This window comes from Vibrio sp. 10N.222.49.C9 (assembly GCF_041474985.1).
In the GTDB taxonomy this organism is placed as follows: Bacteria; Pseudomonadota; Gammaproteobacteria; order Enterobacterales; family Vibrionaceae; genus Vibrio; species Vibrio crassostreae_C.
On the sequence record NZ_JBFRVD010000008.1, the window covers coordinates 200293 to 217055 of the forward strand.

The 16763-nt window shown below is 43.3% G+C and carries 17 protein-coding genes; 10 read left to right on the forward strand and 7 right to left on the reverse strand.

The window, feature by feature from the left end; translation table 11 throughout:
- Window positions 1-2 precede the first annotated feature (2 nt).
- The 3 genes from AB4585_RS03040 to AB4585_RS03050 all read left to right on the forward strand — a co-directional run bounded on the left by AB4585_RS03040 (window position 3) and on the right by AB4585_RS03050 (window position 3041).
- On the forward strand, window positions 3-362 hold the full coding sequence (locus AB4585_RS03040; protein WP_102320089.1) for a DUF6559 family protein: 360 nt from the start codon (window positions 3-5) through the stop codon (window positions 360-362).
- 487 nt (window positions 363-849) lie between these two features.
- Window positions 850-2316, forward strand: coding sequence for a lytic polysaccharide monooxygenase (locus tag AB4585_RS03045; RefSeq protein WP_372169351.1), 1467 nt, complete (start codon window positions 850-852; stop codon window positions 2314-2316).
- A gap of 236 nt (window positions 2317-2552) precedes the next feature.
- Entirely contained in the window at window positions 2553-3041 is a 489-nt protein-coding gene (locus AB4585_RS03050) for a GNAT family N-acetyltransferase (RefSeq protein ID WP_017068284.1), read from the forward strand.
- Window positions 3042-3156: 115 nt separating this feature from the next.
- Here the strand turns inward: AB4585_RS03050 and AB4585_RS03055 are convergent, their stop codons facing one another.
- Entirely contained in the window at window positions 3157-3732 is a 576-nt protein-coding gene (locus AB4585_RS03055; protein WP_008217561.1) for a nucleoside triphosphate pyrophosphohydrolase family protein, read from the reverse strand.
- 213 nt (window positions 3733-3945) lie between these two features.
- On the opposite strand from AB4585_RS03055, the gene AB4585_RS03060 reads away from it, so the two are divergent.
- The gene (locus AB4585_RS03060; protein ID WP_372169322.1) at window positions 3946-5016 is read left to right on the forward strand and encodes a diguanylate cyclase domain-containing protein; all 1071 of its coding nucleotides are present in this window, start codon (window positions 3946-3948) and stop codon (window positions 5014-5016) included.
- 28 nt (window positions 5017-5044) lie between these two features.
- On the opposite strand, the gene AB4585_RS03065 is transcribed toward AB4585_RS03060, so the two are convergent.
- Both AB4585_RS03065 and AB4585_RS03070 read right to left on the reverse strand, forming a co-directional pair.
- Entirely contained in the window at window positions 5045-5611 is a 567-nt protein-coding gene (locus AB4585_RS03065) for a DUF1415 domain-containing protein (protein WP_017059169.1), read from the reverse strand.
- Window positions 5612-5696: 85 nt separating this feature from the next.
- Window positions 5697-6896 (reverse strand): MFS transporter, encoded by a 1200-nt coding sequence (locus tag AB4585_RS03070; RefSeq protein ID WP_017070902.1) that lies wholly within the window; start codon window positions 6894-6896, stop codon window positions 5697-5699.
- A gap of 110 nt (window positions 6897-7006) precedes the next feature.
- Here AB4585_RS03070 and AB4585_RS03075 point away from each other — a divergent pair, with 110 nt between their 5' ends.
- The gene (locus AB4585_RS03075; RefSeq protein ID WP_017065533.1) at window positions 7007-7879 is read left to right on the forward strand and encodes a LysR family transcriptional regulator; all 873 of its coding nucleotides are present in this window, start codon (window positions 7007-7009) and stop codon (window positions 7877-7879) included.
- Window positions 7880-7968: 89 nt separating this feature from the next.
- Here the strand turns inward: AB4585_RS03075 and AB4585_RS03080 are convergent, their stop codons facing one another.
- The gene (locus tag AB4585_RS03080) at window positions 7969-8205 is read right to left on the reverse strand and encodes a glutaredoxin family protein (protein ID WP_016786183.1); all 237 of its coding nucleotides are present in this window, start codon (window positions 8203-8205) and stop codon (window positions 7969-7971) included.
- Window positions 8206-8342: 137 nt separating this feature from the next.
- Between AB4585_RS03080 and AB4585_RS03085 the strand changes: the two genes are divergently transcribed.
- A complete protein-coding gene (locus AB4585_RS03085) occupies window positions 8343-8840 on the forward strand; it encodes a YgjP-like metallopeptidase domain-containing protein (RefSeq protein ID WP_004734935.1) in 498 nt (165 codons plus the stop codon).
- Between the two features lie 4 nt (window positions 8841-8844).
- Entirely contained in the window at window positions 8845-10167 is a 1323-nt protein-coding gene (gene rlmF / locus AB4585_RS03090) for a 23S rRNA (adenine(1618)-N(6))-methyltransferase RlmF (RefSeq protein ID WP_017066172.1), read from the forward strand.
- Between the two features lie 90 nt (window positions 10168-10257).
- Here rlmF and pilW read toward each other — a convergent pair whose 3' ends face one another.
- Window positions 10258-11025, reverse strand: a complete 768-nt coding sequence (gene pilW, locus AB4585_RS03095) for a type IV pilus biogenesis/stability protein PilW (RefSeq protein WP_017065536.1) — start codon at window positions 11023-11025, stop codon at window positions 10258-10260.
- Between the two features lie 168 nt (window positions 11026-11193).
- Window positions 11194-12135 (reverse strand): homoserine O-succinyltransferase, encoded by a 942-nt coding sequence (gene metA, locus AB4585_RS03100; RefSeq protein WP_017066439.1) that lies wholly within the window; start codon window positions 12133-12135, stop codon window positions 11194-11196.
- A gap of 275 nt (window positions 12136-12410) precedes the next feature.
- On the opposite strand from metA, the gene AB4585_RS03105 reads away from it, so the two are divergent.
- Window positions 12411-12779 (forward strand): ATP-binding protein, encoded by a 369-nt coding sequence (locus AB4585_RS03105; protein ID WP_017065537.1) that lies wholly within the window; start codon window positions 12411-12413, stop codon window positions 12777-12779.
- Window positions 12780-12857: 78 nt separating this feature from the next.
- Window positions 12858-13280 (forward strand): DUF3859 domain-containing protein, encoded by a 423-nt coding sequence (locus tag AB4585_RS03110; RefSeq protein ID WP_019824122.1) that lies wholly within the window; start codon window positions 12858-12860, stop codon window positions 13278-13280.
- Between the two features lie 108 nt (window positions 13281-13388).
- On the opposite strand, the gene AB4585_RS03115 is transcribed toward AB4585_RS03110, so the two are convergent.
- Complete coding sequence (locus AB4585_RS03115; RefSeq protein ID WP_017059177.1) at window positions 13389-14495, reverse strand: M20/M25/M40 family metallo-hydrolase; 1107 nt, start codon at window positions 14493-14495, stop codon at window positions 13389-13391.
- A 261-nt stretch (window positions 14496-14756) separates the two neighbouring features.
- On the opposite strand from AB4585_RS03115, the gene AB4585_RS03120 reads away from it, so the two are divergent.
- Window positions 14757-16715: a diguanylate cyclase domain-containing protein gene (locus AB4585_RS03120; protein ID WP_372112786.1), complete on the forward strand. Its 1959-nt coding sequence runs from the start codon at window positions 14757-14759 to the stop codon at window positions 16713-16715.
- Window positions 16716-16763: the final 48 nt, after the last annotated feature.

Here is a 16763-nt window from a genome sequence, read left to right on the forward strand (position 1 = left end):
ATATGTTTAGATATATTCAACGACGACGAATCAAGAAAGTAATCAAATCACTTTCTGCAAAGTTGGTGAAAGCGTACGGAAGCAGTGACTTTTTCTCTATTGGGCAAGTAGAAACGAGTTCATGTGAATTAAGTAAGCGCCAACAACTGGTTGCCTTAGCATTGTTTGCTGATCCACAAGACCTTGCTGCTGAAATTGCTCCAGCCATTCAATTGCTGCGTAATAATGTGTCTAATGACTTCTTCGGTGGTGAGGAATATAACGCGCGTGATGTACTTAATTTGTTGGGCGGTGGCGGTTGGAAGGGCGGTCGTATGGACGATGATATGTCGAATCGATTTGGCATGAATAGCCGCTATTAGTTTAGCTCGTTCAAATTAACGTTTAATGATTTATCCATTTATAAACGTATACGCTCAATAGCTTAGCGACTTTACAGCAGTCTCAACAACGTAATAATAATGATGATAAAAAGCACTCAATATCATTATTTATGCGAGCGTTTCACTCCAATTAATTCAATGAAAAAATATCTTCCTAGCGATCTATTTTCTTAGGGAATGCGTAATTTTTGTCGGTAAAAATTGATAATTCGAACCAATATCATCTATCTACAACGCATTTGTTTGAGTTGTGTGATGCTGATTCCTATCAATATAAAATCTGCTGTTATTGATAAAATTGACGTATATATTTTTCGTTGTTCTTTAAGTCAGAAACTATAAACCTTCGAATTACAGTGCTGGTTGGTTAGTAACCAATTGGTTTTGTGTTTAGGGTAAAATAATAGAGAGTGGGAAAGTGACAACAATAAATAATAATATTCTAAAAATAGCAGTGGGTATGGCTATGCTATCGAGTGTGCCGTCAGTGGCAAATGCTCATGGTTGGTCTGAGTTTCCAAGCGCGCGTCAGAACACGTGTTACGAGCAAGGCGGGATTTGGTCGGGTACACCACCTAATGCTGCGTGTGCTCAAGCAAAAGACATTTCGGGTTCATACCCGTTTGTTCAACGTAACGAGTACGCGAAAAATGTCCAAGATTTCAATAATATCAATGCTGTAAAAGCGGCGATTCCTGACGGCACGTTATGTTATGCCAACGATTCGCAAAAACGCGGCATGGGTGCGCCTCATACTGGTTGGACTCGTACCGAGCTAAATACTGGTACGTTTGAATATGTATTCAATGCGACAGCGCCACACAACCCTTCTTTCTGGGAGTTCTACCTAACGAAACCAAACGCGGACCTAAGCAAAGGCCTAGCGTGGGGAGACTTAGATCTTATCCAAGAAGAGGGTAACGTTCCGGTTAATGGCGGCAAGTACCGCATTAATGTCACTATTCCTTCAGACCGTTCTGGCGATGCGATTCTATTCGTTCGTTGGCAACGTGATGATGCTGCGGGCGAAGGCTTCTACAACTGTTCAGACATCACTATCGCGGGTGGCACAACCCCTCCACCAGAGCCTACACCTCAACCTGATCTAGTCCGTGGCGACCTGTTTGTTTCTGACCAGTTTGGTACGCCAGAAATTGGTGATACGGTTAAGTACGACATCATCAACAAGTACGGTGAAGTCGCGCGTAGCTTCGACATCGTTATCGACGCTTCAAACGTTAACGATTGGGCTCGCTTGTTGGCTTCAGAGATTAACGGCTGGCACGAAGAGTTTAAAGATGGCGCGATCTTCATTGGTGATTGGCACGCTGAAATGCAGCACTACATGTACTTCCAAAACGATCCTTCACGTAACTTCTTTAACTCAAAAGATAGCCGTGCTTCTGGTCAGTTAACGCTGATTGATGGTGGCGACGGTGGTGTTGAACCATTAAAAGGCGACATCTACGAGCTAGTGAAGAGTGACAACGTAGTGAATGCTGGCGACAAAGTTGTAATTGCAACAAGCGAAGCGGCGACATTGACTCAAACTCAAGGTACTTCTGTAAGCATTCAAAATAACGGCACGGCTTCTATCGTAGTTGATACCACTGGCATCACTGCAAACGAAACTTTATCGTTTATGGCTAGCTCGATTGAAAGCGACAGTGTTGAAACCTTCACTTTTGAAGTAATTGCTGATGACGGTGGCGTAACACCAGACCCAGATCCAACGCCGGATCCTGATCCGACTCCTGACCCAGACCCTACGCCAGATCCAGGTACGTGGGACTCATCAGCGACTTACCTTGGTGGCGAAGTCGTGACTTACTCGAACCAGTCATGGAAAGCACAATGGTGGGTTCAAGGTGGCACTAACCCTAAAGCGACTTACGAAAATGACAAATGGGGCGTTTGGCGTCCAGCTCAATAACTCCATAGGTTTCACGATATGGGCACACCTGAGGTGCCCATATCTAATGACCTCGAGTTTAACTAACCTTGATTCTACGAATTTACTTCTTCAGAACATCCAGATACATTCCTCACGTCAGCCCCAATAAAAACAATTTCATCTAACCTATTGTTAAATATTTACTATTTGTTAGTGTGTCTAGGTGCACATTGAGGATGTGTTTCATATTTAGCGAAGAAATATTAGGAGTTGCGATGAGTATTATAGTGAGACGGTCTGAGCCGTCAGATGCGAAGGGAATAAAAGAAGTTTACGAATGCACTAATGCTTATACCGGTACGCTGCAACTCCCAAATCCATCTCTGGAAAGCTGGCAAAAACGAATCTCTAATATGCCTGACAACGTGTACTCGTATGTCGCGATGATCGACGATGAGATTGTTGGCAACTTGGGAATGGAAGTGTGTGTGAATCCAAGAAGACGACATGTGGCTTCATTTGGTATGGGTGTTAAAGACGATGTGTTAGGCAAAGGTGTCGGTAGCCAACTGCTCGCAACAGCAATCGACTTGTGTGATAACTGGATTAACATCAAGCGAATGGAGTTAACGGTGTATACCGATAACGAAAGAGCGATCAGTCTGTATAAGAAGTTTGGTTTCGTGATTGAAGGAGAGTCCGCAGGGTTCGCTTTCAGAAATGGCGAATATGTGGCGGCTTATCATATGGCACGACTGGTATAGCGCTTAGCTACACAGTTAGAATTTACAGACAGATAATAAAACGCCACGTTACAATAACGTGGCGTTTTCTATTTCAGTCAACTGATGCTTTGAAGCGCTTCAGTTTTAACTCTACTTAAGCTGTAAGAGGCTCAAGGTTGGCTGGACGGTAGTGTACAGATTTTAGTACTTTACCTTGGCGAACTGTTTTACCTTCCGATACAAAATCTTCAGCGCATTTAGCAATGATGTATTCACCTTTTTGAACCGCCATTAGCTTAATGTTCTGCTCAGCATAGAATGCTTCTGTTTCTGCGTATTCTGTTTCATTACGGCATACTTTGCTCATGTTGCTTGAGTGTACTTCGTCCCAGCAAGGTAAGAAGTCAATTGAACGGTTTTTGGCAACGTTCAACAGTAAGTCGATTAAGTAGCTGATCGCTAGGTTGTCTTCTACTTTGGATTGGCCAAGGTGAACCAAACGTCCCATCAAAACATAAACGCTGTCTACAATAGCGTCCGCTTGTTCGATTTTAGAGTCAGCTTCTGCAAGTTCTGTTAGCTCTTCGATCGCTAGAGAGGTATGTAGCGTATCGCCTTTTTCGTCCATTGTTTCAGGAGCAGCAACCGGCAGATCAAAAGTACTGCGGAACTCTTCAATGTCGCGGTAAAGGTGATCGTAGATTTCTTGGTTTAGTTGAGAAAGGTTCATATTCCTATCCATTCTGTTTCGTTAATGGACCATTTTAACAAAGGTAGGAATGGGGTGCTAACGCAAAGTGGAAGAACGCGACTTTTATTCATTGGACCAATGAGGTATTTTGCATACAAACTAATTGATTATTATGTTTTTTTACACTTTACTCTTCTTAATATACGAAATATTAATGTTGTCATTAATGTCAGCAGTAGTGGAATCCCATTTATGAACCAAGCCAGTGAAAGCGAAATTGTTATACGCCGCTTGTATCAAATCACCAATGATTATCGAAAGGGCTTCGATATTCAGATCGCTCAGCTGCTTATTATGGGGCTTGAACGCTTCAACCTTGATATCGGTATTTTATCTAAAGTCGATGGCAATACTTATGTTGTTGAACATTGTGTTACGCCTGAAGGGGTAGAACTCAATAGCGGTGACACTTTTGATTATCGTTCAACCTATTGCGAAATTACCTGTAAATCGATTGGTCCTATCTGCATTGAGCATTGTGGTAAACACGATAAGTATGCGAAGCACCCTGCTTACCAGTCTTTTGGCTTGGAGTCTTATATTGGGGTTCCCATTTTCGTTAATGATGAGCTTTATGGCACCTTAAACTTTTCAAGTCCAGCGCCCTATCATCGTGAGTTTAAAGAGTTCGATGTCGACGTGATGAGACTAATGGCGTCATGGATCGAAGTGGAGCTGGTTAGAAGGCAGCAAGAAAGAAAGCTAAAAGAACTGAATGAGAAATTGGAGTATCAAGCTCTGTATGATCCTCTGACACACTTACCAAATAGACGTTGCTTGTTCAAAACATTGAATGCAGAAGTGGAGCAATTAAAAGGCTCTTTAGGAAAGGGAACCTTGGCCGTTGTCGACATCGATTTCTTTAAGCAGGTAAATGATACTTATGGTCATCAAATGGGTGACGTTGTGTTGAAGAAAGTTGCCAATGTTCTGAGCAGCAACACTCAAGAAGGTGAGTTTGTTGCACGTTTTGGTGGTGAAGAGTTCATTCTTTGGTATCCAAATAAAACACCAAGTTGTGTTGAAGATAAGTTCATGACTCTTTTGCAAGAGATGAAGAAAATCACACTGGATAGAAAGCCTGTCACTATATCAATCGGTGCGTGTCATTTTGAGTTGAGTACCGGGGATACCAAAGGGGAAAGGATGTCGGCGTTAGATAAGCTGATCAAAGTTGCCGATGAATGTCTGTACATTGCGAAACAAAATGGACGAGATCAGTTCATTTCTCGTCCATATCATCAAGAACGCTCAGGAATATGAGCCATTTTGTTAGCGATTAACTGAACGATTAGCTGAACAGATAAGGGAACAGTTGACGACGTTCTTCCGGAGTTAAGGATTCAACTCTCGCGATGTTGGTATCAGGAATCGCTTCAGGGTTAGGGTAGTGCTTCAACACTTTTTCCATACTCGCTTCACGAATCAAATGGTAAACCGGGTACGGAGAACGGTTCGTTAGGTTTTCATCGTCTTCTGGATCCGCACCACCAAAACAATAGTCTGGGTGGAAGGTTGCTACTTGGTAAACGCCTTCCCAATCTTCTTGCTTGATCAACGCTTCAATCCAATCAATGAACATGTTGTAGTCGAAGAAATCTTGCAGCATGTTAGGTACAACAACCAAAGTCGTCTCTAATTCCGCGACTGGCGTGTTATCTAACTCTACGAAATGCGTCATGATGTCTTGCAACAACACTTCTTCCGTATTTGCTTCACTCACAAAGATCTTAATCTGTTTATTACGTTGTGGCTTGGCTGCGAATGGACACAGGTTTAGGCCAATAACGACATCGTCTAACCACTGTTTTACTTGGTCGTGGATGGTTTGAAGATCTGTGCTTTGAGTGTTCGACATAACAGGTTCCGAAATGAAATTTTGCGTAGGATATCAGAACGGACGTCAATCAAAAGCAATAATTGAGTTACAACCTTAGTCGTACTTATGCTTGTGCGAGTTTAGAGGCCGATACTTGAAGTTGTTTTAATTGGTAGACCCAAGCAAATATCGCAACATAGAAGATTGAACCGCCCGCAATCACGCCATTCCAACCGAACAGTTGCCAGCAATACAAGAGTAAGAAACCACCTAAGCTCCCGCCTATGTAATAGTGTACTAAGTAAAGAGCGGTTGCCGTTGCCTTAGCGCTCGGTGCTTTTTGACTTACCCAAGAGTAGGCAAGGGTATGGGCGAAGAACGCGCCGCCACTAATCAATAACAAGCCTGCTAGCATGAACGGAACTTTGTCGACTGCAGAAATTAGCATTCCGATTAAGCTAATACACACGCCCATCAATATTCCGCTTAACGGGTCAAAGCGAAGTGTCCATTTGTTGGAGAGCTTAGAGCTTACCGTACCGGCCAAGTAACATAGGAATATCAGTGAAGCTAAACCAACGGGTACCGAGTGAGGTTCGGATACTAGCCTAAAGCCCATTACAGAGTACAGGTTAACAAACAGCGCGAAGTTAGCACCACCAATCAACATGGCAAGCCACAAGGTACGGTTTCTTAAGTGCATTACAACGGAGCGGTTGTGATGAAAGAACAGCCCTTTTTGAGGTTTGAAGTTCTGTTGGTCAGGTAGGCGATAGGCAATAAAGAGTGCACCAAGCAATGAACCGACAACGAAAAACAGTACAGTTGCATGCCAATCGAAATAGTCTGTAATTAAGCCGCCTAATACACGTCCGAAGATTCCACCCAATGAGTTGGCCGCAATATAACCTCCAATCGCGACAGCAAAGGCTTTGGGTGTTAACTCCTCAACCATATAGGCAACCGCCACACCAGCAAACGCCGCCACAGCGATGCCCATAAATGCGCGGGCAATAACGAGTTGCAACAAGGTAGTCGTGAACACCATGCTTAACCCTATTAATGGGATAGCGAACAGACTGAACAGAATAATGGGTTTACGACCAAAGGTTTCAGAGGCAATTGCCCAAGGTACCAAGCTAATCGAAAGGCCGAGTGTTGTAGCAGCAAACAACCAGTTGATCTGAGTTTCAGATACTTGGAAGTGCTCCGCCATGTGCGGCAAGATTGGCTGAAAGAGGTAAAGGTTACAGAAAATGATAAACGAGCCAATCGCCAATGATTGGGTGATGCGTTTGTATTGAAGACTGCCTTTATCAAACATTTACGTTGTGCCTGCACGAGTTAGTAAGCTATTTGTGAACAAGTTATCAGCACAAGTGTGATTAAAGAAATATATTAAAAATATCACCCCTATATATTAAATATATCGCCATGCTTGAATCAAAACCTCTTCGACATTTTCTGGCTGTTGCGCAGTTTGGTAACTTCACTCAGGCCGCAAAAGCGCTGCATATCGCGCAGCCCGCATTGAGCATTTCTATTAAAAAACTAGAACAGACGCTTGAGTTGATTCTATTCCGTCGAGGAGATAAATCCGTCACCTTAACGGAAGAGGGAAAGGTACTGTTTGAGCATGCGAAGCGAATCGCCCAGCAGTTTGATGACGCTCAACTCGCGATGAATGAGCTAAAGGGGTTAGAGAAAGGCGAGGTTCGATTAGGCGCTCCAAGTATGATGGGCAGTTATTTTTTTCCCCAAGTCGTGATGGCCTTTAAAAGCCAATACCCAAACCTAAAGTTGACCTTGATTGATGCAGGCACCGCATCTATTCGTGAAATGCTGTTAAACGGCGAACTCGATATTGGCGTAATCAACCATGAAAACGTGCCTGATGATCTTGAAACTGACCACCTGTTAAGCTCAGAAATGTTAGCTGTAGTTGGCAAAGATCACCCACTGGCAACGCAACCATCCATCACCTTTGAAGAATTTTTTGCTCAAGAGCTGATCATGTTCAAATCGGGCTACTTCCACCGCGATTTTATCGATGCGACTTGTAAGAAGTACAATCTCGATATGACCATTGCGTTCGAAACCAATTTATTGCCAATGATTCTTTCCATCGTGAAGCGAGAGTTTGCCATCACCGCGTTGCTTAGCTTGGTGACAGAATACGAGGAAGATGTCGTAGGCGTGCCATTTAAAGACCCTGTGAAACTGAACCTATCTTTGGCGTGGAGAAAGGAAGGGTATCTGTCAAAAGCAGACCGAACCTTTATTGATTTCGTTAAGCGGTATGTGTGATTTAGTAAGATTTAAATAAACAAAGCCCGAACATCCTAGATTGGATATTCGGGCTTTGTTGTATAGAAGTATGACTGGCTCAGAGCACGTTAGGTGTTCTTTGAGTTATACATCTTATCGAAGTTTTTCTGATTCCAGCCGACCATCACTTGATCGCCGATTTTAAGCACGGGGATAGAACGAGCACCCATTGCTTGCAATTCTTTACGGCCACGCTGCATCTTTGCATTCGTCAGGCGGTAAACAATTTTCTTAGAGTCTAAATACCTTTGGGCATCTTTACAGTGCGGGCATTTGTCTGCGACGTACAATACAACACGTTTCATTTTTTCATTCTCTTGGTGAATCTCGCTAAAGTGTAACGAATCCTAGGTGATTAGAAAAGTGTGATCAGTTACACTATGCGGCTCAATTTTCAAGACCACAACGTATTGTCGTGGTGTAACTTGTACGGTCTTTCAGCATGCATCCTTCTTTACGCTATATTCAAGGCTATCCTAAGCACATTCTTGATCCTGTTACTCAACTTGTAGAGTCGGGTAAATTGGTGCCTTGGTTTGAAGCTCGCTACCCAAAGAATCATGAAATAAAAAGCGAGAAAGCCCTGTTTGACTATGCGATTGAGATAAAAAATCGCTACATGAAAAAAACACCACCGATCAGCAAAGTGATTTACGACGGCAAGATACACCTAATCAATAATGCGTTAGGTCTGCATTCTTACGTTGCTAAGAATCACGGTGGAAAGATCAAATCAAAGAATGAAATTCGTATCGCCAGTGTTTTTAAAAATGCACCAGAACCTTTGCTAAGAATGCTGGTGGTACACGAACTGGCGCATATCAAAGAGAAAGAGCACGACAAAGCCTTTTACCAACTATGCTGTCACATGGAACCGGAATATCATCAACTTGAGTTGGATGCCCGTTTATTCATGATGTATTTAGATTTAAAGAAGTAGCCCAATGAGCCAATCACAAAATAGAACGACGCTAAGCCTGTCGAAAAACAGCACTTCATCAGCAAAAACAAAAGACAACCAAGCTGATGTTAAGCCAAGTACAGCTAAGCCAAGCAGCGACAAGCGTATTTCTACAAAGAACACATCTGATAAAAGCCGCAAGAATAGTGCACCTAAAGGCGCGGGCAATAACAAAGCAAAGCGACCTTTTGCAAAAGATAGCAGAGGTAAACCGGGTGCCAATAAAGGATCATCGAATAAGGGTTCTTTCAATAAAACGGCTTTTAACAAGAACGCAGCTCAGAAAAGACGCTCGGCTGAAAAACCTCAAGGTGGATTACACCCAAGAAACCAGCACACTGGCCGCTATAACTTCGAGTTACTAGTTGCAGCCTTGCCTGAGCTAAAAGAGCATCTGATCAAGAATCCGGTTGGCGAAGACACCATTAATTTCTCTGATCCATTGGCCGTTAAGCTACTCAACAAAGCTTTGTTGGCGCATCACTATGGCGTTAAACATTGGGATATTCCTGCTGGTTACTTGTGCCCGCCAATTCCTGGTCGTGCAGACTACATTCACAGAGTGGCCGACATCCTTAATAGCGATGGCCAAGGTGAACCCTATAACCACGCGTCTGTGAAAGCATTAGATATTGGTGTCGGTGCAAACTGTATCTACCCAATCATTGGTGCGACAGAGTATAAGTGGCGTTGTACAGGGACAGATGTTGATTCAGTCTCCATCAAAACAGCGAACTTCATAGCGGAAAGCAACCCTAATCTAAAAGGTAAGATCCGCGCTCGCCTACAAGCTGACTCTGAATCTATCTTTAAGGGCGTGATTAAGGATAATGAACGTTACGATGTCACTATTTGTAATCCTCCATTCCACAGCTCTCTTGAAGAGGCTGAAAAGGGGTCACAACGTAAACTGGATAATCTAGCGGCGAACCGTGCTAAGAAAGCCGGTCAGTCATTCAAGCCTGAAACGAACAAGAAGCCAGTTAAGTTAGATAAATCAACTAAGCAAGCTAAACCAACCTTAAACTTTGGTGGTCAAAAAGCCGAGCTTTGGTGCCCAGGTGGTGAAGCCGCTTTCATTATGAAGATGGCAAGAGAGAGTCAACTTTTTGCTACTCAAGTTTTGTGGTTTACGACATTGATTTCTAAGAAAGATAACGTCGATATGGTTCGTTCAGAGCTTGGCAAGCTTAGAGCTAAACAAGTGAAAGTCGTCGAGATGTCACAAGGCCAGAAGGTAAGTCGCTTTATCGCATGGACCTTTATGGACGATGAGCAAAGACAAGAGTGGATCGCGCTAAAATAGCGGCTGCACTTAGTTAAGATATTAAGCTGAAATACGGACGGGCTTGTTGTTAACGCAACAAGCCCGTTTTTTTTGTGTTTTGCATATAACCTAAGCAGAAAGCAACTCATCTAACTTACTCTGATATTTCTGCTCTAGAGCTTTGTTACCTGCTTTGTTTTCGAGATCGACCAAGATTTTAAGCGATGGAATTTGATAGCCATAACGCTGGTGGAATTTGAATAAACGGATTCGAGCGTCATTGTAATCGGCGTCACTCACTTCAATTTTTGATAACTGTAGTATCGATTTTACGCGGTTTGGATCGTGGTCAATCGCTCTGCTGAAGTAGTACTTCGCTTGGTCGGTATTGCCAGCCTTAAATGCGCAAAACGCGGCGTTTTCATAACTTGCAGACACCAAGTAGTAGTAGGGTTGGTCGATGGCGCGATTGAAGTAATTATCGGCTTGTTCGTATTCGCCCTGTTTACACAAGAAGGTACCGTAGTTGTTCAATACATTGCCATTTCTTGAATCAAGACTGAGTGCTTTGCGGTAAGTGCTTCTCGCTTCATCTACTTCACCCACTTGTTCGTAGTAATGCGCCATTGAAAGCCGAGCACGGTAGTAGCTAGGTGCGTGTTTAATCGCGAGCTCAAGGTTTTCACGCGCTCTCACCATATTGCCTTGTCCCATATAGCCCAAACCTAATTCGATTCGAGATTCAGACATCGCGATAGGATCACTTTCAATCTTTGGCGGTCCTTCAGTGACAGAGACACAACCGGCCAAGGAAAGCGAGGCAAGTAGTACCACACTTGATAACGAAAGAGGGCGGGACAACGAAATCGGATTTGAAAATGATGGCTTGGCAGGCATGTGAAGCTCCTTATGAACACCAACCCATCATATGAAATCAAACCCATTGAAGTCGTAAATCTATCATGGAATGCGACCCACACACCATAAAAAAACCGCGTCCAATTCGTCGTTTTATCAACAACATACTGAACACGGTTTATGTGTTTGTGAATCGGAAGAAAGAACTTAATCGTCTTTGGTAAAGTTGTCTTCGCTGAAATGATCCAGATCGTAAGGCGTTTGTTGGTAAACGCAGTAGTTTAGCCAGTTTGAGAACAACAAGTGTCCGTGGCTGCGCCAGCTTGCAACCGGTTTGTTGTCTGGATTGTTATTCGGGTAGTAGTTGATTGGTATCACAGGCTCCATGCCTTCACCCAAATCTCGAATGTACTCATTGTGAAGTGTGTGAGAGTCGTACTCAGGGTGACCCGTTACAAACACGTTTCGCTTATCTTTGGTTGCTGCTAGGTATACGCCTGCAACATCAGAAGTTGCAAGAACATCAAGGTCAGTATGTTCCGCTAAGTACTCTTGAGAGAAGTCCGCATAGCGAGAGTGCGGAGCTAAGAATGTATCGTCGAAGCCACGTAAAATAGGGTGGTATGGGTTATGTATCTCGTGGTTATAAACACCAGACAGCTTCTCTTTACGAGTGCGTTTTGGCAAATCATATAATAACTTCAAACCAGCCTGAGCCGCCCAACACACGTATAGCGTTGAAGTAACGTGCTTGTTTGCCCATTCCATGATGGTTTTCAGGTGATCCCAGTAGATCACATCTTCAAATTGAACCAAGCCAAGCGGCGCACCAGTGATGATCAATCCATCAAAGTTTCTTTCTTTGACCATTTCAAATTGGCGGTAGAAGTTATCAAGGTGTTCAGTCGGTGTGTTTTTACTTGGTCGGTCATCAATGCGCAGCAGCTCTACATCCACTTGCAATGGGCTGTTCGATAGTAGGCGTAAAAATTGAGTTTCAGTTTCAATCTTCTTCGGCATTAGGTTGAGGATCAAGACTCGAAGTGGACGAATTTCCTGTGTCGATGCTCTTGATAACGGCATAACGAAGATGTTTTCTTCACGAAGAACATCGGATGCTGGCAATTGGTCTGGAATGCGAATAGGCACAGCTTTCTCCCTAAGCTAGATATGTAGACGTCTATACATCTAAATCTATAGTAGTTTGATACGCTTGTCGATATGCAAAATGGATAGATGTAAATTATTTGTGTTTTCTATCAGAAGCAATCCACGCGCTTCGAGGGGAGTCTCATTGTATTCAGTGATTGTCTGAGTCGTGTGTAAGTACTTGGTTTTCGTATGCTGAGCAGAGGCAGTTATCAGAGCAACTCGTTACTATTTACGATAAACTCATGTTTTCGAATTAGCCTGTAAAGTGACAGATGAAGTTAATACTCATTCGAGGGTTGCCCGGCTCTGGCAAATCAACAAAAGCAAAAACCTACGATGCATTGCATGTCGAAGCCGATATGTATTATGTGAATGAGCAAGGTGAGTACCATTTTGATCCTAGGCAGCTGCAACAAGCTCATGAGTGGTGTCAAAACACAGCTGAAAACGGCTTAAAGCAAGGGTTTGATGTGGTTGTTTCGAATACCTTTATTAAGCATTGGGAAATGAAAGCCTACCGCCAACTTGCACTCAAATATAAAGCAGAATTAATTATCGAAGTGTGCCGAGAGCAATATGGCACTATTCACGACATTGAACCTTCAGTAATTAAGCGTATGGCGAAAGACTGGCAAGAATAGCCTCGTTCTTCTTCTGCTTGCGTGGCTGAATGGCAAATAGAATTAAATTAATAGAACAACTTCAAGGTAACGATTGAAATGGCAAAGCGCTCTGTTGTGGTCGACATGACTTCTTATGGTATCTATTCCACATGGGATTCAAAATCTAAAGATCTTCCAAAAATCCAAGAGTTCACCACCACCGTTGATGCTGAAATCGACGTAGAGTTTGGCTATATCCTGAATATCAAAAAAGCCAAAGGTGAGAAGATCCGTTACTGCATTTATCACCCAAACATCACCACAGACAAAGGTGAAGTGCTCGAACCGTTTGATGGTGAGGAGTATGTCGGTAACAATGACTGGGATTTCTACTTAGGTGACACTATCTGGGCTCCTGTCTCGAACAAGCTAGGAAAGTGGCGCATGACGGTTGAGCTAAAAGGCAACATCATCGCCGACAAGACATTCGACCTAGTAGCAAAAGACGAAGGCCAATTCTGGAAGCGTAGAGGGTTTTAGGTTCGACCTTCTATGTTCACCTAAACAACAAAAAGCCGAGCATCGTGATGATGTCTCGGCTTTTTTCATTGTGCTAGATAGAAGTGACTACCTAACTAATGGATTCGATTATTGCGTTACGTAAGCCACAACAAACTCAGTGATTGCGACCATGTCTTTCACTGCAATGTACTCTTCAGTGGTGTGAACTTTCGCCATACCAGTAGAAAGGTTAACTGTTGTCAGGCCTTTTGCGTTGAAGTTGTTTGCATCGCTACCGCCGCCAGTGCGTTTAGTGTTCGCTGTGACGCCAAGCTTCTCAAACGCCGATTTGATAGAAAGAATGTGCGGATGATCGTCTGCAATAACGAATGCATCGTAAGCACGAGTTGATTCGATTTCTACTTCAGCGCCGAACTGCTTAGCACTTTCTTGGAATGTAGAGATCATATGTTCAACTTGAGCCGTTAGCTTTTCGCCGTTTAGAGAACGTGCTTCAGCCACGACTTTAAGCTCTGGCATTACGATGTTAGTTGCTTGACCACCTTCAACAATACCAACGTTTGCTGTCGTTTCTTCATCGATACGAAGTAGGTTCATCTTAGTGATAGCGTCTGCAGCAACTTGAATTGCGCTGATGCCTTCTTCTGGTGCTAAACCAGCGTGAGCAGGGCGACCTTTGATTTTAGCAACAATCTTCTGCTGGCCAGGCGCTGCGTTTACGATAGTGCCAATTGGACCGCCTGTATCAAGTACGATTGCGTGCTCAGATTGAATGTAAGACATATCGAAGTTCAAAGAGCCGAACAGACCGCCTTCTTCGAATACAGTAAATGCAATCTCGATAGTTTTGTGCTCTTGTCCTTCAGCTTTAATGCAACGAACCGCTTCCATGATAGCTGCGATACCAGACTTGTCGTCACCACCTAGAATTGTGTTGCCTTTTGAACGGATGATACCGTCTTCGATGATTGGCTCAATGCCGATGCCTGGCGTTACTGTGTCCATGTGGCAGCTGAACACTGTGCTACCTGGAAGAGTGCCATCTAGACGAGCGTAGATGTTGAAACCATTAGACACTTCTTCAGGAACCGCCAGTTTGTGAACTTCAAAACCTAGTTCACCGAGTTGCTCAGCCAAAGCTTCAGCAATCGCTTTTTCGTTACGAGATTCACTATCAATTTTCACTAGATCGCAGAAATGTTCTACAAGACGTTGTTCATTAATTTGGGTCATTGTTAATTCTCATTATGCTTCCGCTTGTTCAAAAAGAAGCCGCGGAGGTAGGAACAGGAAAATCACTATAACGCCAATGAGGTAGATGATTGTCTGAGTTAAATCAAGAAAGTTGCCTGATTATTCTAATTAATGAGAAAAACCCAATTCAGATCCACCAGTGCGCAGGATTTTAATCTGTATATCTGTCGGGTATAATGTTTGACCGCTCTTAAAAAAACGTCAATAAAATTGGAATTCAATCAATAATGGCCCTGATAAATGAATAGAAACAATGTGTTAGGTTCATTCCTTTTCGTGGTGCTGATGAGTATTGTGCTGGGGCTGTATTTGCTCTATCCAACTTATGACGACGATTTAAAGCATATTCGCCCTGAAAACCCGAGTGTTTATAGTCCAGAGAAAGAGTTATCACTCTCTCAATATGGATCTGCGTTGATCGATATTCTCGATGTATCTCGCGGTGACCCTAATTTAGCTTCCCAACAACTTGAGGCTCTCCAAGCCAAGTTCCCAGACCAAGATAAAGCCATCTATCGTGCTTACGAATTGATGATTTTGTCCAACCTCGCGCAACATAAGTTGGATACCGAAGCGGTTTCCGAATACGTCAGGCAGATTAAAGCACTCGCACAACACGAACATATGGGTTGGCTAAAGGCCCAATCTCTCGTTGAATTGGCGATTGAATACATCAGTAAGGGTGAGCTAGCGGAATCTGAAATCCAAATCAGAGCAGCGATAGATATCGCAGAATCGCTTCACTATGAAGAGTTGTTGATTAAGGCCTATAACACGGCTGGTGTCATCAATAACATCCGCAATGACTTTCCTGAAGCTCAATACTTTTTCCATAAAGGTTTAGACCTTGGTAAGAAGTACCCTCATCACATCTACAACAGCAAGTTAGTGTCAAATATGGCACTGCTTTATATCTATTTGGAAGACTGGCCTAAAGCGCTCAAGCTGATTAAAAGAGCCAAAAAGCTCTATTACAAGAGTGGACTACTCGAAGCGTCTACCATCGGCGTGCTGCATGTGAATGAGTCTTTTGCTTATCTGCGCAGTGGTGATTTAGTCAAAGGCCGAGAAGCATATCAAAGTGCGGCTAAGCTAAATGGCGATAACGTAAGTGAACGATACAAAATCATCCTATTAAAAGCAGAGAGTGATGTGTTGTTGGCGGAAAAGAACTTTGAGTCAGCACGACAAGTCGCAAACTTGTGTCTTAGATACCCAGGCGTGGACAAATACACACTTCAATTGGGGCAGTGTTACCTAAATAGAGCCTTAGCGAACATTGGTTTGAACCGAGATAATTTTGTTTTTGCTGATCTAAAGCGATCGTCTGCAATGTTCGATGTTGTGGGGACTCGCAGCTGGAAGGTCCTCGGCTTAAGAACACTTGCTGAATACTATGATTCAAGAGGCGACAGCGAGAACGCACTTCGCTACTTCAAGCTCTATTACAAGGGTAATAAAGCGCTGCTATTTGATAAGCGCCAGAGTGATATCTTTTTACTCGAGCAAGATTTCGCTACGGCATCATTAGCTCAAGAAAACGAACTGCTTAACGCAGAAAAAGAGTTGGGTGAGCTGACATTAGATAAGCAGCAATTACGGAATCGAATCGTCGTCGCTTTGGGTATCATGGTGATGATAAGCGCCACGTTACTATTGATAAGGTTACGCTCGATCCAGAAGACCAACAAAGAACTACTTAAGCAATCAACAAGATGCGAACTGACAGGCTTATACAATAGGCGTTACTTAGAGCAACGGTTAACTCAGCCGATGCCACATCATTTGTCGTCGTTTGGGTATACGCTCGCTATTCTAGATTTAGACCGCTTCAAACAAGTTAATGACACTTATGGCCATGATATTGGTGACCAAGTGCTGGTGGAAGTCGCTAAGCGTTTAGAGAAAATCTTATCAACAAACGATGTAGTGGCAAGATGGGGTGGGGAAGAGTTTGTTTTGTTGCTGGCTGGGAATCAAGATCCTAATAAAGAGCTTAAGCTTATAAGGCAAGCGATCGCTGACCGAGCGATTGAAACGCATTCTGGCCCATTAGAATTAACCACATCGATTGGTGCTACGACTCATCTAACGGAGCAACAGTTGAATAGCCGTACCTATAAGAAACACTTGAAATCGGCAGACGATGCTTTGTATCAAGCTAAGCAGTCAGGGCGCAATAAAGTCGTTATCATTTGAGTTCCTAAACTTAGTTAATCCCCTGCAATCAAGAAACCTGAACTTCAA

Bases quoted from the DNA above. Each gene is read 5' to 3' on its own strand.
- AB4585_RS03040 (WP_102320089.1), top strand. From the start codon at position 3: ATGTTTAGATATATTCAACGACGACGAATCAAGAAAGTAATCAAATCA.
- AB4585_RS03045 (WP_372169351.1), top strand. From the start codon at position 850: ATGCTATCGAGTGTGCCGTCAGTGGCAAATGCTCATGGTTGGTCTGAG.
- AB4585_RS03050 (WP_017068284.1), top strand. From the start codon at position 2,553: ATGAGTATTATAGTGAGACGGTCTGAGCCGTCAGATGCGAAGGGAATA.
- AB4585_RS03055 (WP_008217561.1), bottom strand. From the start codon at position 3,732: ATGAACCTTTCTCAACTAAACCAAGAAATCTACGATCACCTTTACCGC.
- AB4585_RS03060 (WP_372169322.1), top strand. From the start codon at position 3,946: ATGAACCAAGCCAGTGAAAGCGAAATTGTTATACGCCGCTTGTATCAA.
- AB4585_RS03065 (WP_017059169.1), bottom strand. From the start codon at position 5,611: ATGTCGAACACTCAAAGCACAGATCTTCAAACCATCCACGACCAAGTA.
- AB4585_RS03070 (WP_017070902.1), bottom strand. From the start codon at position 6,896: ATGTTTGATAAAGGCAGTCTTCAATACAAACGCATCACCCAATCATTG.
- AB4585_RS03075 (WP_017065533.1), top strand. From the start codon at position 7,007: ATGCTTGAATCAAAACCTCTTCGACATTTTCTGGCTGTTGCGCAGTTT.
- AB4585_RS03080 (WP_016786183.1), bottom strand. From the start codon at position 8,205: ATGAAACGTGTTGTATTGTACGTCGCAGACAAATGCCCGCACTGTAAA.
- AB4585_RS03085 (WP_004734935.1), top strand. From the start codon at position 8,343: ATGCATCCTTCTTTACGCTATATTCAAGGCTATCCTAAGCACATTCTT.
- rlmF (WP_017066172.1), top strand. From the start codon at position 8,845: ATGAGCCAATCACAAAATAGAACGACGCTAAGCCTGTCGAAAAACAGC.
- pilW (WP_017065536.1), bottom strand. From the start codon at position 11,025: ATGCCTGCCAAGCCATCATTTTCAAATCCGATTTCGTTGTCCCGCCCT.
- AB4585_RS03105 (WP_017065537.1), top strand. From the start codon at position 12,411: ATGAAGTTAATACTCATTCGAGGGTTGCCCGGCTCTGGCAAATCAACA.
- AB4585_RS03110 (WP_019824122.1), top strand. From the start codon at position 12,858: ATGGCAAAGCGCTCTGTTGTGGTCGACATGACTTCTTATGGTATCTAT.
- AB4585_RS03115 (WP_017059177.1), bottom strand. From the start codon at position 14,495: ATGACCCAAATTAATGAACAACGTCTTGTAGAACATTTCTGCGATCTA.
- AB4585_RS03120 (WP_372112786.1), top strand. From the start codon at position 14,757: ATGAATAGAAACAATGTGTTAGGTTCATTCCTTTTCGTGGTGCTGATG.